Below are 14904 nucleotides of genomic sequence, written 5' to 3'. Positions count from 1 at the left end.
GGTCTTGGGCGAGTGGGTTGATTTCGAGCGCTGGAAGGAGTGCCCGCAGCTCCAGCGGCCCGGCTATGTCTTCGAGGTCATGAATGCCGAGGGACAAAGCCTCTTTACGACCTGCGAGGTCCCCCTGCGGCTGCCGTCCGGCTGGACATCCGCTCCCGTGCGGTTCCGGCTCGTGGAGGCTCCCAAGCCGCGGCACTCGAGCCCGATCCCGAGGCCGCGCCCCTGAGCGGGAGCGGCGGCCCAATTCCGGCCGTGCCTAAGCCATTGCCTCCGGCAGCGGAGCCTTGACCGTGCACACCACTCCCGTGGGAACGTAGGCGAGGCTCACCTCGCCTGCGAGCTCCTGTGCGAGGCTTCGTTCGATCAGCCTTGTGCCGAACCCCTTGCGCTCCGGCAATGCCACGGGAGGACCGCACCGCTCCTGCCAGCACAGGGTCAGCTCTCTCGGCTTGCCGGGCATGACCGACCACGAGATCGACACCTGGCCTTCCGGCACCGACAAAGCCCCGTACTTCGCCGCATTGGTGGCAAGCTCATGAACGGCCATGGACAGGGCGAGCGCCATGCTCGGCGTGAGCCGGACACGAGGACCATCGATGTCGCAGCGCCCGCTGGACAGGCGGCAATAGGGTTCGATCACCTCGCCCACGATGTCGCGAAGCTCGGCTCCCTCCCAGTTGTCGCGGGTGAGAATGTCATGGGCGCGGGCCAAGGCGAACAGGCGCTCCTGGAAGGCCGTGAAGTTCGGCCCGTTGCCGGCGCCCGTATTGCGGAAGCTCTGGGTCGCAAGGGATTGCACGGTGGCGAGCGTATTCTTGACCCTGTGGTTCAGCTCGTTGATCAGAAGGCGCTGGCGCTCCTCCCACAGCTTGCGTTCAGTAACATCGAAGGCGACGCCTGTTGCCCTGACATAGGCGGCGCCCTCCGCCCCGGACGAGACCTCCAGGTCTGCCCTGAGAAGCAGCCAATGGTGGGAGCCGTCCGGCCAGACGATCTCGAGTTCCTCCTCGGCATAGCGCTCACCCCGTCCGAGCGCAGCCGCAGCCGCAGCCTGGAGCCGTTCCCGAGCCCCCGGCGCATAGCGGGCCCTAACCTCCTCGATGGCGGGCGTCGCATCCTCCGGGAAGCCCAGAAGGCGGTTGAGTTCCGGCGAAGTTGTCACGGAATTGGTGCGCGTGTCGCTGACCCACACGGCCATCCGGCCGGCATCGAGTGCAAGGCGAAGGCGGGACTCGCTCTGGCGCAGGGCGGCTTCGGCCTCGCGCCGGGCCGTGAGGTCGAGGCTCACCGACGCAACCGTTTGCGGCTGCCCCGCCTCGTTGCGGATCAGCGTCACCGTGTTGCTGACCCACACATCCGAACCGTCCGGCCGGATGTAGCGCTTCTCAATCTCGAACGGTTCGCCGGATTCGACGGCATGCCGGAAAAGGCGGACGTTCTCGGGCAAGTCGTCGGGATGGGTGATGTCCTGCATGCGACGGCCGCTCAGAAGCTCCTCCCGGGTATAGCCCGAGATTTCGCAGAAGCGGTCGTTGACCCGGAGAAAGCGCCCCGTCAGATCGACCTCGCCGAATCCGGCGGCGGACTGGTCGAAAATCGCGGCAAAATGGGCCTCGCTGTCGCGCAGTGCCGCCTCGCGCCGCTTGCGTTCGGTCAGGTCGCGGGCGAGGCCGATGCGCACCTTCTGGCCCTTCCATGTGGCCACGCGCCCCACGAACTCGGCCGGAAAGACGGAGCCGTCCTTACGGATCGCCTCGATCTCGTAGGGCTCCTCGTCGCCGCTGGCGCCCTTCTCCCGAAGCAGGGGTGCGCTGCGCGGCGTCACGAAGGCCGTGCTGGGCAGCCCAATCACCTCGGCGGCATCAGCGTAGCCGAAAACCCGGGCATAGGCCGGGTTGCAGTCGAGAATGACGTCGCCGTTGTGGACGACCACGCCTTCCCGAGTCTCCTCTGAAAAGAGCCGATACCGGGCCTCGCTCTCGCTGAAGGCTGCCTCGGTCTCGACCTGCCGGGTCACGTCGAAGCCCTGGGCGAAAATGCCGGTCACCCGAGCCTCATCGTCCAACACCGGCTGATAGACGAAGTCCATGTAGCGGGTTTCCGCCGGAGCGTTCGCCTGTCGCCGGAAAGCGACGGGCATCCGCCGTCCGATGAACGGCTCCCCCGTGGCATACACCTGGTCGAGCAGCGCGACGGTGCCCTGCTCCTCCAGCTCGGGCAGCACGTCGCGCACCCGCTTGCCGACGACCTCCTGCCGGCCGACGAGATCGAGATAGGCCGTGTTGGCGAACTCGAAGACGTGATTGGGCCCGCTGAGGATGGCGATCATGCCGGGCGCCTGCTGGAAGAAGAGGCGCAGGCGGTCTGTCGGGGCATCTCCTGGAGAGCGCACGGAAGCGTCCGGCTTACCGTGCATTGCGCTCACCGGTGCTCCGATCCTCCCGGTCGCCCTTCACGACGATCGCAACTGTCCCATGCCCGTCACGGCTTCGCCCCACCCCGGTAGCGGCGGACAGGATCGGCAGATGGATCGGGGACACGGCGATGATGGACTGCAAGGACATTGGAGAGGAGTTTGGAGGATCTCTAATCTGCCTAGCAGCAAAGCCGCAGCTTGAACATCATACGATGATGCCGAAAGCTGCGGCCGTTCGCCCTGACCCGAGGGCTAGAGGTTGAGGATGGGCAGGACCTTGGCGCTGCCATGCGCCTGGAGATCGAGATCGTAGGCCAGAACCTCCTCGTCCGTGAGTTCGCGCAGCGTCTCGGCGGAGGCCTGCGGCCCTGCTGCCTTAGCGGCAACCAGCTCGGCATCGCGCTCGTCACGGGCCACGACCACCAGCGGAGCGGTCTTGGGTTCCCGACCGTCCGGCTGCGGCACGGTGACGGTTACGCCAAATCCCTTGTTCATTCGCGCGATCTCCTGCACATAGGCCTGAACGGCTCGTCATCCAAATTCTGACATCAACCTCCCCGATAGACGGCCGATGCCCGAGGCGGGTTCCAGCCGAGCGCCACGCGCCTGCCGGGAGAGCCGGCCAGCGACAGTCCGATCCAACGAGAGGAAAACTCCCGAAATGAACTTCTCTTCCCGCCTTCCTGGAGCTGCGATCGCCGCCATGCTGGCGCTCAGCCCTCTGCCGACTCTGGCACAGACCTCGGGACAGGCTCCGAAGCCGAAGCAGCCTGCACAAAAGGAGCAGCCCGCGCCCAAGAACCAGCAGGCCCAGCCTCCGGCGGCCGCCCCCGTGGTGGTCGGGCTCAAGCCATCGCCGGCCCAGCCGGAATGGACCAAGGTCTGCGCCACGGACCAGCAGGCGAAGGCCGAAATCTGCTACACCACGCGCGATTTCGTCACCGACAAGGGGCAGCGCGTCCTGGCCGTGGCTCTCTATGACGTGAAGGCCAAGAACGCGCCCAAGACCCTGCGGGTCCTCATGCCGCTCGGCCTGCTCGTGCCGCCCGGCATCCGGATCTCGGCGGAGAAAAGCCAGCCGGTGGCCGGCCGCTACTCAGCCTGTTTCCCGCATGGCTGCTTCGCCGAGGCGGCCGTGAAGGACGACCTGGTCGCCACCCTCAAGAAGGGCGCGGTCCTGACCGTCAGCGCCCGGAACCAGGCCGGCAAGGAAGTGGCCTTCACGGTGCCGATGGACGGTTTCGGCAAGGCCTTCGACGGCCCGCCGGTCGATCCGCAGGTTTTGGCCGAGCAGCAGAAGAAGATCCAGGAGGAGCTCCAGAAGCAGGCGGAAGAAGCCCGCAACCGCCGCACGAGCCCGTTCGCCAATCCCGGCCAAGCCCCTGAGGCCAATGCCGCGGCGCCTGCCGCCAAGCCCGGCAACTAGGGCCAGCCCTGACATCGCATCCTCCGCCGTCAGCCCGAACCAGCCTTGAGCTGACGGTGGTGAACGACCTAGTCCCGCGCCCATTCCGTCGCGAGGACGATGTGGGTCGTGGCGGTGGCCACGCCCGGCACGGAGGCGACCATGTCCCGGATCCGGTTGAGGGTCGCGTTCGAGTCGCAGGCCACGTTGACCATCAGGTCAATGGAGCCGGTCAGCGAATGGCACGCGACCACCTCCGGGATGCCCGCAAGGCGGGGCACCACCTGCTTGCAGCGGAAGCCCGGCTCGAAGGTGACGGCGATCATGGCCCGCACGCCGGGATCCTGGGCCGAGGCCAGCTCCACCGTGTAGGCCTTGATGACCCCTTCCCGCTCCAGGCGGCGCATCCGCTCCTGGGTGGCGCTGCGCGACAGCCCGACGTTGCGGGCAAGCCCCACGAGGCTCTCGCGGGCGTTCCTGCGCAGGGCCGCGATCAGGATCTTGTCTTTGTCGTCCAGCATCATGCCGAATGCCGCCTTACCGTCGTCTCGACCGGCACTTAGCCGGTCGACCGGTCATCTTGTCCAGTGAAACCGGCGCCGTGACAGGCGAAGACAGGGGACCATCAAGGAGATGATCCCCATGACCTTCACCCAGACCGTTCTTCTTCCCGTCGACATGCAGCAGGCCTTCGACGGTCCCTCCTGGCCGCGTCGGTGGAACGACGCCGTCGACCGCAACGGCCTGGCCCTGCTCGATGCCTGGCGGGCCCGGGGCCTGCCGATCATTCACGTGAAGCACGATTCCGTCGAGCCCGGCTCGACCCTGGCACTAGGCCAGCCGGGCAATGCCTTCCGGCCCGGCTTCGAGCCCCGCGACGGCGAACCGGTCGTGGCAAAAAGCGTCAACGCCGCCTTCATCGGCACCGATCTCGACCTGCGCCTGAAGCGCCTCGGCATCCGCAGGGTCGTGGTTTTCGGCATCACCACGGACATGTGCGTGTCGACGACCGTCAGGACCGGGGCCAATCTCGGCTACGAGATGATCCTCGCGGAGGATGCCTGCGACTGCTTCGACCTGCCCGACGGACAGGGCGGCACGATCCCGGCGAGGGCGAGCCATCAGGCTCACGTGGCGACCCTGCGCTTCGAGTTCGCCAAGGTGATGACGACGGCGGAGATCGTCGGCTCGCTCAAGAGGTCTGCAGCGGCGGCTGCCTGAAATCCTCATCGTCATGGCCGGACTTGTTCCGGCCATCCACGTCTTCAACCGCGGCAAAGACGAGGATCCCCGGATTAAGTCCGGGGATGACGGCGAAGCGGCTGAGAGGCTTCACCCCTTCGGCAGCATGTCCTTCACGAGGCCGCTCGCCTTGGCGAAGTCCATGCGGCCGGCGTACTTGGCGCGGAGCACGCCGACGACCTTGCCCATGTCCTTCATGGAGGCGGCGCCGGTCTCGGCGATGGCGGCCTCGATGGCGGCCTTCGTCTCGGCCTCGTCCATCTGCTGCGGCAGGTAGGAGGTGATGACCGCGACCTCGTCCTTCTCCTGCTGGGCCAGCTCCGTGCGGCCGCCCTGCTCGTACATGGCGATCGATTCCTGGCGCTGCTTCACCATCTTCTGGAGAAGAGCCAGGATCTCCTCGTCGGAGAGCGGCTCCTTGCCGGCGCCGCGGGCCTCGATGTCCTTGTCCTTGAGGGCCGCCTGGATCAACCGGATGGCGCCGAGCTTGCCCTTTTCCCCGGCCTTCATGGCCTCCTTCATGTCGGCGGTGAAACGTTCGCGCAGCATCGAGATCTCCTTGGTTTTTAAGTCGCCTGAGCGTTGACGGAATGCGGAACGCCCCTTAAGTCACGAGGACAGTTCAAGGGCGGCCCGCTAGCGGCCTGCTCAAGCACGGCCCATTGGCCCCGGACTTAAAGAGATCATGACGATGCTGCAAGACAAAGACACCACCGGGTCCTCCTCGGGTGGCTGGACCGAGCCGCGCGCGACGGCCGTTCTCGTGCTCCAGGACGGCACGGTTCTCGAGGGCTTCGGCATCGGCGCCGTCGGCGAGGCGACCGGCGAGGTCTGCTTCAACACCGCCATGACCGGCTACCAGGAGATCCTCACGGACCCGTCCTATGCCGGCCAGATCATCACCTTCACCTTCCCGCATATCGGCAATGTGGGCACCAACGAGGAAGACATCGAGAGCGTCAATGCCGCCTCGTCCTCGGGCGTGCGCGGCGTCGTGCTGGCGGCGACGATCACCGAGCCGTCCAACTGGCGCGCCTCCCGCGACCTCGATGCGTGGCTGAAGGCCCGCAGCATCGTCGGCCTCACAGGGATCGACACCCGGGCGCTCACCGCCCTCATCCGCGACAGGGGCATGCCCAACGCGGTCATCGCCCACGACCCGGAGGGGCAGTTCGACATCGAGGCCCTCAAGGCCAAGGCCGCCGCCCTTCCGTCCATGGACGGGCAGGACCTCGTGCCGCTGGTCACCAGCGGCCAGCGCTTCGACTGGGACGAGACCACCTGGAACCGGGGCGAGGGCTATGGCCAGCAGGACGGCGCACCGAAGCACCACGTGGTGGCGATCGATTACGGCGTGAAGCGCAACATCCTGCGGCTTCTGGCCCAGGCCGGCTGCAAGGTCACGGTGGTGCCCGCCACCGCCACGGCCGAGGACGTGCTGGCCTTGAAGCCCGACGGCGTGTTCCTCTCCAACGGCCCCGGCGACCCGGCCGCCACCGGGGAATATGCAGTCCCGGTGATCCGCAAGGTGCTCGACGAGAAGATCCCGACCTTCGGCATCTGCCTCGGCCACCAGATGCTGAGCCTGGCGGTCGGCGCCAAGACCAAGAAGATGCACCAGGGCCATCACGGGGCGAACCACCCGGTGAAGGACAGGACCACCGGCAAGGTGGAGATCACCTCCATGAACCACGGCTTTGCGGTGGATCCGGAGACCCTGCCAACGAACGCCGTGGAGACCCACGTGTCCCTGTTCGACGGTTCCAATTGCGGCATCTCGCTCACCGACCGCCCGGCCTTCTCGGTGCAGTACCACCCGGAGGCCTCGCCCGGCCCGCAGGACAGCCATTACCTGTTCGACCGCTTCGTGCAGCTGATGGACGAGAAGAAGTCACAGGCCTGATAATAAAGTGCCCATTGGCTGGCGCCGCGACAAACGGGTCGGTTGCGCCAGCCGCCCAAATCACGGTAACCGATCATTAACCATAAAAAACAAATGATTCCGGTTCTTGATTTGGGGGTGTTTCATCCATGGATTTCGATGACGATTCCGGCGAATTCAGCCGGCTGCACAACCTGTTCACGTTCCACCTCGGCATCGCCGTCACGCTCGCCTGGCTGACCTCGCTCTATGCGGCTGCCTATGCCCCGTGGGTGCGCAACATCCGCCCGCTGATCGACCCGACCAACGTCGGCACGGTCGAGAGCACCTGGTCCTATCTCTTCATCTTCCCGGTGGTGCTCACCACGGCCTGGCTGATCTCGATCTTCGGCCAGAACCTCTTTGCCCAGGTTCGCATCTTCAAGAACCAGATCATCGAGTTCGGCATCGCCGCCCTGGTGGCCTTCGGCATGTTCTACCTGTCCATCGACCGTGCCGTCGCGGCGATGCTGATCGGCATGTAGGGTCTGGAATCTTTCCAACGGCCCCGCTCGATCTTTCGCCTGCCCCGAGCGTTCCCTCCCCAACCTGAAGGGAGAGACGCATGGCGAAGGCGAAAGGATACGGCGATCCGCACGGCTACAATGCACCGCTCGGAACGGACACGTACGTGTTCCGCAGCAACGGCATCGTGCCGAACTCGTCGCTGCCGCTGATCGTCCGCCGCGGGGCGATCCCGCCCTCTCAGGACGATCCGACCAAGGCCTTCAAGGCGACCTTCGCCAAGAACGGCTGGACGAATGCGTGGCTCGACAGCATCCACGATTATCACCACTACCACCCCAACACCCATGAGGTGCTGGGCATCGTGTCGGGTTCGGGCCAGATCCGCTTCGGCGGCGAGGAGGGCGATCTCGTCTCCGTCACCATGGGCGACGTGGTGGTCATTCCGGCCGGCGTCGCGCACGCGCTGATCAACGCCAGCGACGACTTCGCCGTGGTGGGCGCCTATCCGAACGGAGCCGATTACGACACCGTCCGCGACGATCCCAAGGCGCTGGCCTCCTCGCAGCAGCGGATCGCCCAGGTGCCCCTGCCCGGTGCCGACCCTGTGGACGGTGCCGACGGGCCGCTCATGAAGCTGTGGACCTGACCATGAAAAAGGCCCCCTGCCCGGTGAGCAGGAGGCCTTCGCCCCTACGGCGTCGATGATTTTTTATGGAGAGGATCTCAGGACAGTGAGATCATCTCTCTTTCTTGGGTTGTCGCACTTCAGGCGAACCGGGTTCGCTTCGCCTGGAATGCTTTAGACCGACAGCGTGACCTGCACGTTGCCGCGGATGGCGTGCGAATACGGGCACACCACATCGGCCTTGTGCAGCAGGTCCGTCGCCTGCTCCTGGGGCAGACCCGGCAGGCTGGCCTTCAACTCGACCACCAGACCGAAGCCCGCACCGTCGTCACGCTTGCCGATGCCGACAGACGCCTCAACGGAGGTTTCCGCCGGGAGCGTGACCTTGCTCTGGGACGCCACGAACTTCAGGGCGCCCAGGAAGCAGGCGGAGTAGCCGGCTGCGAAGAGCTGCTCAGGATTGGTCCCCTCACCGCCCGCGCCGCCGAGTTCCTTCGGCGTGGAGAGGCGAACCTCCAGCTTTCCGTCATTGGAAGCGGCGACGCCTTCGCGGCCGCCTTGGGCCGAGGCATGGGCTGTGTAGAGAGGGGTCATCGGAGTGCTCCTTGCATTGTCACACCTGCTTGTCAGGCTGTCAGACTGCACGCTTACAATTCAATTGCGTACAATCTATATAGAGCCATAAACCCGATTTAGATTGTGCGCAACCTATTTCTTTCGTAAGTTGGTTGCAGTTGGAGTTGACGATGACGACAAACCCCAGTCCCCTGGCGCTGAGCAACCAGTTGTGCTTCGCCTTCTATTCCGTCTCCCATGCCTTCAGCCGGGCCTATCGCCAGTTCCTGGACCCGCTCGGCCTGACCTATCCGCAATACGTGGTTCTGCTGGTGCTCTGGGAGCAGGACGAACTCACCGTGAAGGAGATCGGGGACCGGCTCTTTCTCGATTCCGGCACCCTGACGCCGCTGCTGAAGCGGCTCGAAAGCGCAGGCCACATCCGCCGGGCGCGGGACAGGAAGGACGAGCGGCAAGTCCGGATTTCACTCACCGAGACCGGGCGCGCCCTGCGGGAGAAGGCCGAGGAGATCCCGAAGGAGGTCGGCTGCGTGCTGGGCCTTCCGATGGATGAACTGCGCGCACTGACCGAGCAGGTTGCGAAACTGCGCGGCAGGCTTCATGACTCGGCCTCGCTATCGGCAAAATCCTGAACCGGGCAGGGAAAGCTTTATCGATGAACTGGCGCGACTACTGGAACCAGGACACGCCGATCTATACGGGCGAGCGGCACAAGCTGCTGCACTATCGGCTGATCGCCAACGACATCATCGGCCTCATCCCCTCCCCCGATGCGGCGGTGCTGGACTATGGCTGCGGCGAGGCGCTGTTTGCCGACAAGATCGCGGCGAAATGCGCCCAGCTCACTTTGAGCGATGCGGCCCCGCTGGTGCGCGAGCGCCTGAACGAGCGGTACAAGGGCAACGGTCGGATCACCGTGCTGTCGACCGACGATGTCGCCGATCTGCCGGACGCTTCCTTCGATCTGATCGTGGTGAACTCCCTCGTCCAATACCTGTCGCTCGATGAGTTCCGCGCCCTTCTGAAGCTTGCCCACGACAAGCTGAAGGAGGACGGCAGGCTGATCCTCGGCGACATCATCCCGCCCGACATCAGCCCCGTCACCGATGCCAGGGCGCTGCTCTCCTTCGCCTGGCAGGGCGGCTTCCTGCGCTCGGCCCTGACCGGCCTCGCCCGCACGGCCTTTTCCGAATACCGCAAGATCCGCGAGGAAGTGGGGCTTGCGCAGTACAGCGAGGAGGAGATTGTCGATCTCCTGGAGGATGCAGGGTTCAGGCCGGAGCGCTCGCTACGCAATCTCGGGCACAATCAGGCACGCATGACCTTCGTGGGACGGCCGGCCTGATCCTCAGGCGAAGGTCCACGCCTTGTGCGCCATGAAGCTCCACACCATCACGACGCCCGTGGTGACGATCTGCGACGGGAGATAGGGGCCGCCGAGCCAGACTGTGAAGGCGTGCATGAGGAACCAGGTCACGAGAAAGCCGATGAGGGCCACCACGGCGAAGCGCCAGGTCGCCTCCCGGTGCGGACGCTCGCTGCCATAGGTGTGCCGGCGGTTGAGAGCATATGACACCAGCCCTCCCGCCACGTAACCGGCCAGGGTCGCAGGAACCGGATGAAGGCTCGCGCCCTCCACGAGGCCGATCAGGAGGCCATAATGGATGACGGCCGCGACAAGGCCCACACCGAAGAAGGCGGTGAACTGGCGGGCAAGACGGTGAAGGGGGCGAGAGGCGGTCACGAGACTTCGATAGCGGCTTCTGCCCCGCCCGTCACTTTATTCCCTGCAGAAGCCCGGCGATCCGGCGCGACAGGAAGCGTGGCATGAGCTTGGCCCCGATGGTGCCCACCCGGTTCTTCGCGCCCGGAACGACGATGGCCCGGCCCGCCTCGTAGCCCTCTATGCCTATGCGGGCGACCTCGGCCGAGGACATGGCGCCGGCCTTGAAGAGGCGGGAATCCTTCAGGCCCGCCGTATCCGAGAACTCGCTCTCCGTGGGGCCGGGGCAGAGGGCCGTCACGGTCACGCCGTGGGGCTTGGCCTCGTCGTGCAGAGCCTCGGACAGGGACAGGACGAAAGCCTTCGTGGCGTAATAGACCGCCATGTAGGGCCCGGCCTGGAAGGCTGCGGTCGAGGCGACGTTCAGGATCCCGCCCCGCCGACGCTCGATCATCCCCGGCAGCATCAGGCGGGACAGGGAGGTGAGCGCCGTGACGTTGAGGTCGATCATCGCCAGCTGCTTCTCGTGCGGAAGAGACGCAAAGTATCCGCGCAGCCCGAACCCGGCGTTGTTCACGAGGGTATGGACCGCGATGCCCCGTTCCCGAAGCATCTCGGCCAAATCCTGGGGCGCCTCCCGGTCTTCGAGGTCGAGGGCCATGATCTCGACCGGAACGCCGTGGGCTTGGCGGATCTCGTGGGCCAGCGCCTCCAGCCGCTCGTGCCGCCGGGCGGTGAGGACCAGCGGGTAGCCCCGGGCCGCGAAAACGCGGGCCAGTTCCGCGCCGATCCCGCTGGAGGCTCCCGTTACGACCGTCCAGCGCAGTTCATCAGCTATGGCCATGTTTTCCCAACTCCCCTGCCGACTCGGTCCCGGCGGATCCTACAGCATGGACATTGGCTGTCTAATTCATGGCTCGGGCCTTTGAATTTGCCCAAGGTCCGTGTAAGAGCCTCCCTCAACCTATAATCCGATCACATCCCGGCTGCGCTCGAAGCGCCGTAGCTTTACGGCCGCGCGGCTGGACACGCCTGGGTGGCCCAATGCCAAAGCGGACAGACATCTCCTCCATTCTCATCATCGGCGCCGGTCCGATCATCATCGGCCAGGCCGTGGAGTTCGATTATTCGGGCACCCAGGCCGTGAAGGCCCTGAAGGAGGAAGGCTACCGCATCATCCTGGTGAACTCGAACCCCGCCACGATCATGACGGACCCCGATCTCGCGCACGCCACCTATGTGGAGCCGATCACGCCCGAGATCGTCGCCAAGATCATCGAGAAGGAGCGCCCGGACGCGATCCTGCCCACCATGGGCGGCCAGACGGCGCTCAACTGCGCCCTGTCGCTGAAAAAGATGGGCGTGCTCGACAAGTTCAACGTGGAGATGATCGGCGCCACGGCGGAGGCCATCGACAAGGCCGAGGACCGCCAGCTCTTCCGCGAGGCCATGACCAAGATCGGCCTCGATACGCCGAAATCCCGTCTCGCCAATGCTTCCGCTCTCAAGAAGGCCGACCGCGACGCCTATCTGGCCGAGCTCGCCCGCATGGAAGCGCTCGACATTCATCCGGGCGACAAGAAGCGCATGATCGCCGCCTACAAGCTCAAGTGGGATGCGGGCGAGAACGAGCGGCGCAAGCGCTATCAGGAGCACGCCATGGGCGAGGCCCTGCTGGCTCTCGCCGAGGTGGGCCTGCCGGCGATCCTGCGCCCCTCCTTCACCATGGGCGGCACCGGCGGCGGCATCGCCTATAACCGCGAGGAATTCCTCGACATCGTGGAGCGCGGCCTCGACGCCTCGCCCACCAACGAGGTGCTGATCGAGGAGAGCGTGCTCGGCTGGAAGGAGTACGAGATGGAGGTCGTCCGCGACAAGGCGGACAACTGCATCATCATCTGCTCCATCGAGAACTTCGACCCGATGGGCGTGCATACCGGCGACTCGATCACCGTCGCGCCTGCGCTGACGCTCACCGACAAGGAATACCAGATCATGCGCGACGCCTCGCTGGCGGTGCTGCGCGAGATCGGCGTCGAGACCGGCGGCTCCAACGTGCAGTTCGCGATCAACCCGGAGAACGGGCGCATGATCGTGATCGAGATGAACCCACGCGTGTCGCGCTCGTCGGCGCTCGCCTCCAAGGCCACGGGCTTCCCCATCGCCAAGGTCGCGGCCAAGCTCGCCGTCGGCTACACGCTGGACGAGATCGCCAACGACATCACGGGCGGCGCGACGCCGGCCTCCTTCGAGCCGACCATCGACTATGTGGTCACCAAGATCCCGCGCTTCGCCTTCGAGAAGTTCCCCGGCGCCGAGCCGACGCTCACCACCGCCATGAAATCCGTAGGCGAGGCCATGGCCATCGGCCGCTCGTTCCCGGAATCGCTCCAGAAGGCGCTCCGTTCGCTGGAGACGGGCCTCACCGGCCTCGACGAGATCGAGATCGAGGGCCTCGGCAAGGGCGACGACAAGAACGCCATCAAAGCGGCCATCGGCACCCCCACGCCCGACCGGATCCTCAAAGTGGCCCAGGCCCTGCGCCTCGGCGTCAGCCACGACGAGGTCTACGAGTCGTGCAAGATCGACCGCTGGTTCCTGGAGCAGCTCCAGGACATCATCGACATGGAAGCCAAGGTGAAGGCCCACGGCCTGCCGCAGACGCCCGGCGCTTTCCGCCAGATCAAGGCCCTCGGCTTCTCGGATGCCCGCCTCGCCGTGCTCACCGGCAAGACCGAGGCCGAGGTGCGCGAGCAGCGCCGCTCGCTGTCCGTGCGTCCGGTGTTCAAGCGTATCGATACTTGCGCGGCGGAGTTCGCCTCGCCCACCGCCTACATGTACTCGACCTATACGGCCCCGTTCGCAGGCACTCCGGCGGACGAGTCCAACCCGTCGGACGCCAGGAAGGTCATCATCCTCGGCGGCGGGCCGAACCGCATCGGCCAGGGCATCGAGTTCGATTATTGCTGCTGTCATGCCTGCTTCGCGCTCAAGGACGCGGGCTATGAAACCATCATGATCAACTGCAACCCGGAGACGGTCTCGACCGACTACGACACCTCCGACCGGCTCTATTTCGAGCCGCTGACGCAGGAAGACGTGCTGGAAATCATCGAGACCGAGCGCTCGAAGGGCACGCTCCACGGCGTGATCGTGCAGTTCGGCGGCCAGACCCCGCTCAAGCTCGCCCGCGCCCTGGAAGAGGCCGACGTGCCGATCCTCGGCACCTCGCCGGAGGCCATCGACCTTGCCGAGGACCGGGACCGGTTCAAGCGCCTGCTGGACAAGCTGCACCTGAAGCAGCCCAAGAACGGCATCGCCTATTCGGTGGAGCAGGCCCGCCTGATCGCGGCCGAACTCGGCCTGCCCTTCGTGGTGCGCCCATCCTATGTGCTCGGCGGCCGGGCCATGGCGATCATCCGCGACGAGGCGCAGTTCGAGGATTACCTGCTCGGCACCCTGCCGAGCCTGATCCCGTCGGACATCAAGGCCCGTTACCCCAACGACAAGACCGGCCAGATCAACACGGTTCTGGGCAAGAACCCGCTGCTCTTCGACCGCTACCTCTCGGACGCCATCGAGGTGGACGTGGACTGCCTCTGCGATGGCAAGGACACCTTCATTGCCGGCATCATGGAGCATATCGAGGAGGCAGGCATCCATTCGGGCGATTCCGCCTGCTCGCTGCCGCCGCGCTCCCTGTCGCCGGAGATTATCGCCGAGCTGGAGCGTCAGACGAAGGCCCTGGCGCTTGCCCTCGAGGTCGGCGGCCTGATGAACGTGCAATATGCCATCAAGGACGGCACGATCTACGTGCTGGAGGTGAACCCCCGCGCCTCGCGGACCGTGCCCTTCGTGGCCAAGGTGATCGGCGAGCCCGTGGCCAAGATCGCGGCCCGCATCATGGCCGGCGAGAGCCTCAGCCACTTCGGCCTCACGCCGAAGGAGCTGCCGCATATTGCCGTGAAGGAAGCCGTGTTCCCCTTCAACCGCTTCCCGGGCGTCGACGTGCTGCTCGGGCCCGAGATGCGCTCCACGGGCGAGGTCATCGGCCTCGACCGGGGCTTCGGGGTGGCCTTCGCCAAAAGCCAGCTCGGAGCCGGAAGCCAGCTGCCCAAGACCGGCACCCTGTTCGTCTCGATCCGCGACTCGGACAAGCCGCGCATCCTGCCGGCGGTGAAGATGCTGGAGGAAGCCGGATTCCAGATCGTGGCCACGGCCGGGACCCAGCGGTATCTCGAGGAGCAGGGCGTCAAGGCCCGGCGGATCAACAAGGTGCTGGAAGGCCGCCCCCACGTGGTCGACGCCATGAAGAACGGCGACATCCAGCTCGTCTTCAATACCACCGAAGGGGCCGGGGCCCTGTCGGATTCCCGGTCTTTACGACAAGCGGCCCTCTTGCATAAGATACCTTACTACACCACTCTTGCAGGAGCGGTCGCCGCAGCCGAGGGCATCAAGGCCTATCTCAGCGGCGATCTCGAAGTCCGGGCGCTTCAGGAATACTTTGCCTGAGGCATCCGGCCTC

At 65.6% G+C, this 14904-nt stretch carries 17 protein-coding genes; 9 read left to right on the top strand and 8 right to left on the bottom strand.

Translation table 11 applies throughout. From position 1 onward, the window contains the following. Positions 1-4: 4 nt before the first annotated feature. Complete coding sequence (locus JAO75_RS19450; RefSeq protein WP_199050803.1) at positions 5-226, top strand: hypothetical protein; 222 nt, start codon at positions 5-7, stop codon at positions 224-226. 30 nt (positions 227-256) lie between these two features. Here the strand turns inward: JAO75_RS19450 and JAO75_RS19445 are convergent, their stop codons facing one another. The 3 genes from JAO75_RS19445 to JAO75_RS19435 all read right to left on the bottom strand — a co-directional run bounded on the left by JAO75_RS19445 (position 257) and on the right by JAO75_RS19435 (position 2911). Then, a complete protein-coding gene (locus JAO75_RS19445) occupies positions 257-2416 on the bottom strand; it encodes a PAS domain-containing sensor histidine kinase (protein ID WP_246742611.1) in 2160 nt (719 codons plus the stop codon). Continuing rightward, positions 2406-2564 carry a hypothetical protein gene (locus JAO75_RS19440; protein WP_199050801.1) on the bottom strand — a complete coding sequence of 53 codons (159 nt, stop codon included), beginning with the start codon at positions 2562-2564 and terminating at the stop codon, positions 2406-2408. The genes JAO75_RS19445 and JAO75_RS19440 overlap by 11 nt, the downstream gene beginning before the upstream one ends. Positions 2565-2668: 104 nt before the next feature. Next, positions 2669-2911 carry a hypothetical protein gene (locus tag JAO75_RS19435; RefSeq protein WP_199050800.1) on the bottom strand — a complete coding sequence of 81 codons (243 nt, stop codon included), beginning with the start codon at positions 2909-2911 and terminating at the stop codon, positions 2669-2671. Positions 2912-3077: 166 nt separating this feature from the next. On the opposite strand from JAO75_RS19435, the gene JAO75_RS19430 reads away from it, so the two are divergent. After that, on the top strand, positions 3078-3842 hold the full coding sequence (locus JAO75_RS19430; protein ID WP_199050799.1) for an invasion associated locus B family protein: 765 nt from the start codon (positions 3078-3080) through the stop codon (positions 3840-3842). A 68-nt stretch (positions 3843-3910) separates the two neighbouring features. Here the strand turns inward: JAO75_RS19430 and JAO75_RS19425 are convergent, their stop codons facing one another. Next, on the bottom strand, positions 3911-4345 hold the full coding sequence (locus tag JAO75_RS19425; RefSeq protein ID WP_199050798.1) for an Lrp/AsnC family transcriptional regulator: 435 nt from the start codon (positions 4343-4345) through the stop codon (positions 3911-3913). A gap of 118 nt (positions 4346-4463) precedes the next feature. On the opposite strand from JAO75_RS19425, the gene JAO75_RS19420 reads away from it, so the two are divergent. Beyond that, entirely contained in the window at positions 4464-5042 is a 579-nt protein-coding gene (locus JAO75_RS19420; RefSeq protein WP_199050797.1) for a cysteine hydrolase family protein, read from the top strand. Between the two features lie 111 nt (positions 5043-5153). On the opposite strand, the gene JAO75_RS19415 is transcribed toward JAO75_RS19420, so the two are convergent. Next, complete coding sequence (locus tag JAO75_RS19415; RefSeq protein ID WP_199050796.1) at positions 5154-5612, bottom strand: GatB/YqeY domain-containing protein; 459 nt, start codon at positions 5610-5612, stop codon at positions 5154-5156. A gap of 142 nt (positions 5613-5754) precedes the next feature. On the opposite strand from JAO75_RS19415, the gene carA reads away from it, so the two are divergent. From carA to JAO75_RS19400, 3 genes are all read left to right on the top strand, one after another. Next, entirely contained in the window at positions 5755-6966 is a 1212-nt protein-coding gene (carA, locus tag JAO75_RS19410) for a glutamine-hydrolyzing carbamoyl-phosphate synthase small subunit (protein ID WP_199050795.1), read from the top strand. Positions 6967-7094: 128 nt separating this feature from the next. After that, complete coding sequence (locus tag JAO75_RS19405; protein WP_199050794.1) at positions 7095-7469, top strand: hypothetical protein; 375 nt, start codon at positions 7095-7097, stop codon at positions 7467-7469. 80 nt (positions 7470-7549) lie between these two features. After that, entirely contained in the window at positions 7550-8098 is a 549-nt protein-coding gene (locus JAO75_RS19400) for a cupin domain-containing protein (RefSeq protein ID WP_199050793.1), read from the top strand. Between the two features lie 153 nt (positions 8099-8251). On the opposite strand, the gene JAO75_RS19395 is transcribed toward JAO75_RS19400, so the two are convergent. Next, the gene (locus JAO75_RS19395; protein WP_199050792.1) at positions 8252-8671 is read right to left on the bottom strand and encodes an organic hydroperoxide resistance protein; all 420 of its coding nucleotides are present in this window, start codon (positions 8669-8671) and stop codon (positions 8252-8254) included. A 152-nt stretch (positions 8672-8823) separates the two neighbouring features. Between JAO75_RS19395 and JAO75_RS19390 the strand changes: the two genes are divergently transcribed. Both JAO75_RS19390 and JAO75_RS19385 read left to right on the top strand, forming a co-directional pair. Next, complete coding sequence (locus JAO75_RS19390; protein ID WP_199050791.1) at positions 8824-9285, top strand: MarR family winged helix-turn-helix transcriptional regulator; 462 nt, start codon at positions 8824-8826, stop codon at positions 9283-9285. Between the two features lie 23 nt (positions 9286-9308). Continuing rightward, a complete protein-coding gene (locus JAO75_RS19385; RefSeq protein WP_199050790.1) occupies positions 9309-9998 on the top strand; it encodes a class I SAM-dependent methyltransferase in 690 nt (229 codons plus the stop codon). A 3-nt stretch (positions 9999-10001) separates the two neighbouring features. Here the strand turns inward: JAO75_RS19385 and JAO75_RS19380 are convergent, their stop codons facing one another. Beyond that, a complete protein-coding gene (locus tag JAO75_RS19380) occupies positions 10002-10397 on the bottom strand; it encodes a GtrA family protein (RefSeq protein ID WP_199050789.1) in 396 nt (131 codons plus the stop codon). 31 nt (positions 10398-10428) lie between these two features. Next, on the bottom strand, positions 10429-11220 hold the full coding sequence (locus JAO75_RS19375; protein ID WP_199050788.1) for an SDR family NAD(P)-dependent oxidoreductase: 792 nt from the start codon (positions 11218-11220) through the stop codon (positions 10429-10431). A gap of 200 nt (positions 11221-11420) precedes the next feature. Here JAO75_RS19375 and carB point away from each other — a divergent pair, with 200 nt between their 5' ends. Further along, complete coding sequence (gene carB / locus JAO75_RS19370; RefSeq protein ID WP_199050787.1) at positions 11421-14891, top strand: carbamoyl-phosphate synthase large subunit; 3471 nt, start codon at positions 11421-11423, stop codon at positions 14889-14891. Positions 14892-14904: the final 13 nt, after the last annotated feature.

The organism is Microvirga splendida (assembly GCF_016427565.1).
In the GTDB taxonomy this organism is placed as follows: domain Bacteria; phylum Pseudomonadota; class Alphaproteobacteria; order Rhizobiales; family Beijerinckiaceae; genus Microvirga; species Microvirga splendida.
This window is presented reverse-complemented; position numbering and strand designations above follow the sequence as displayed.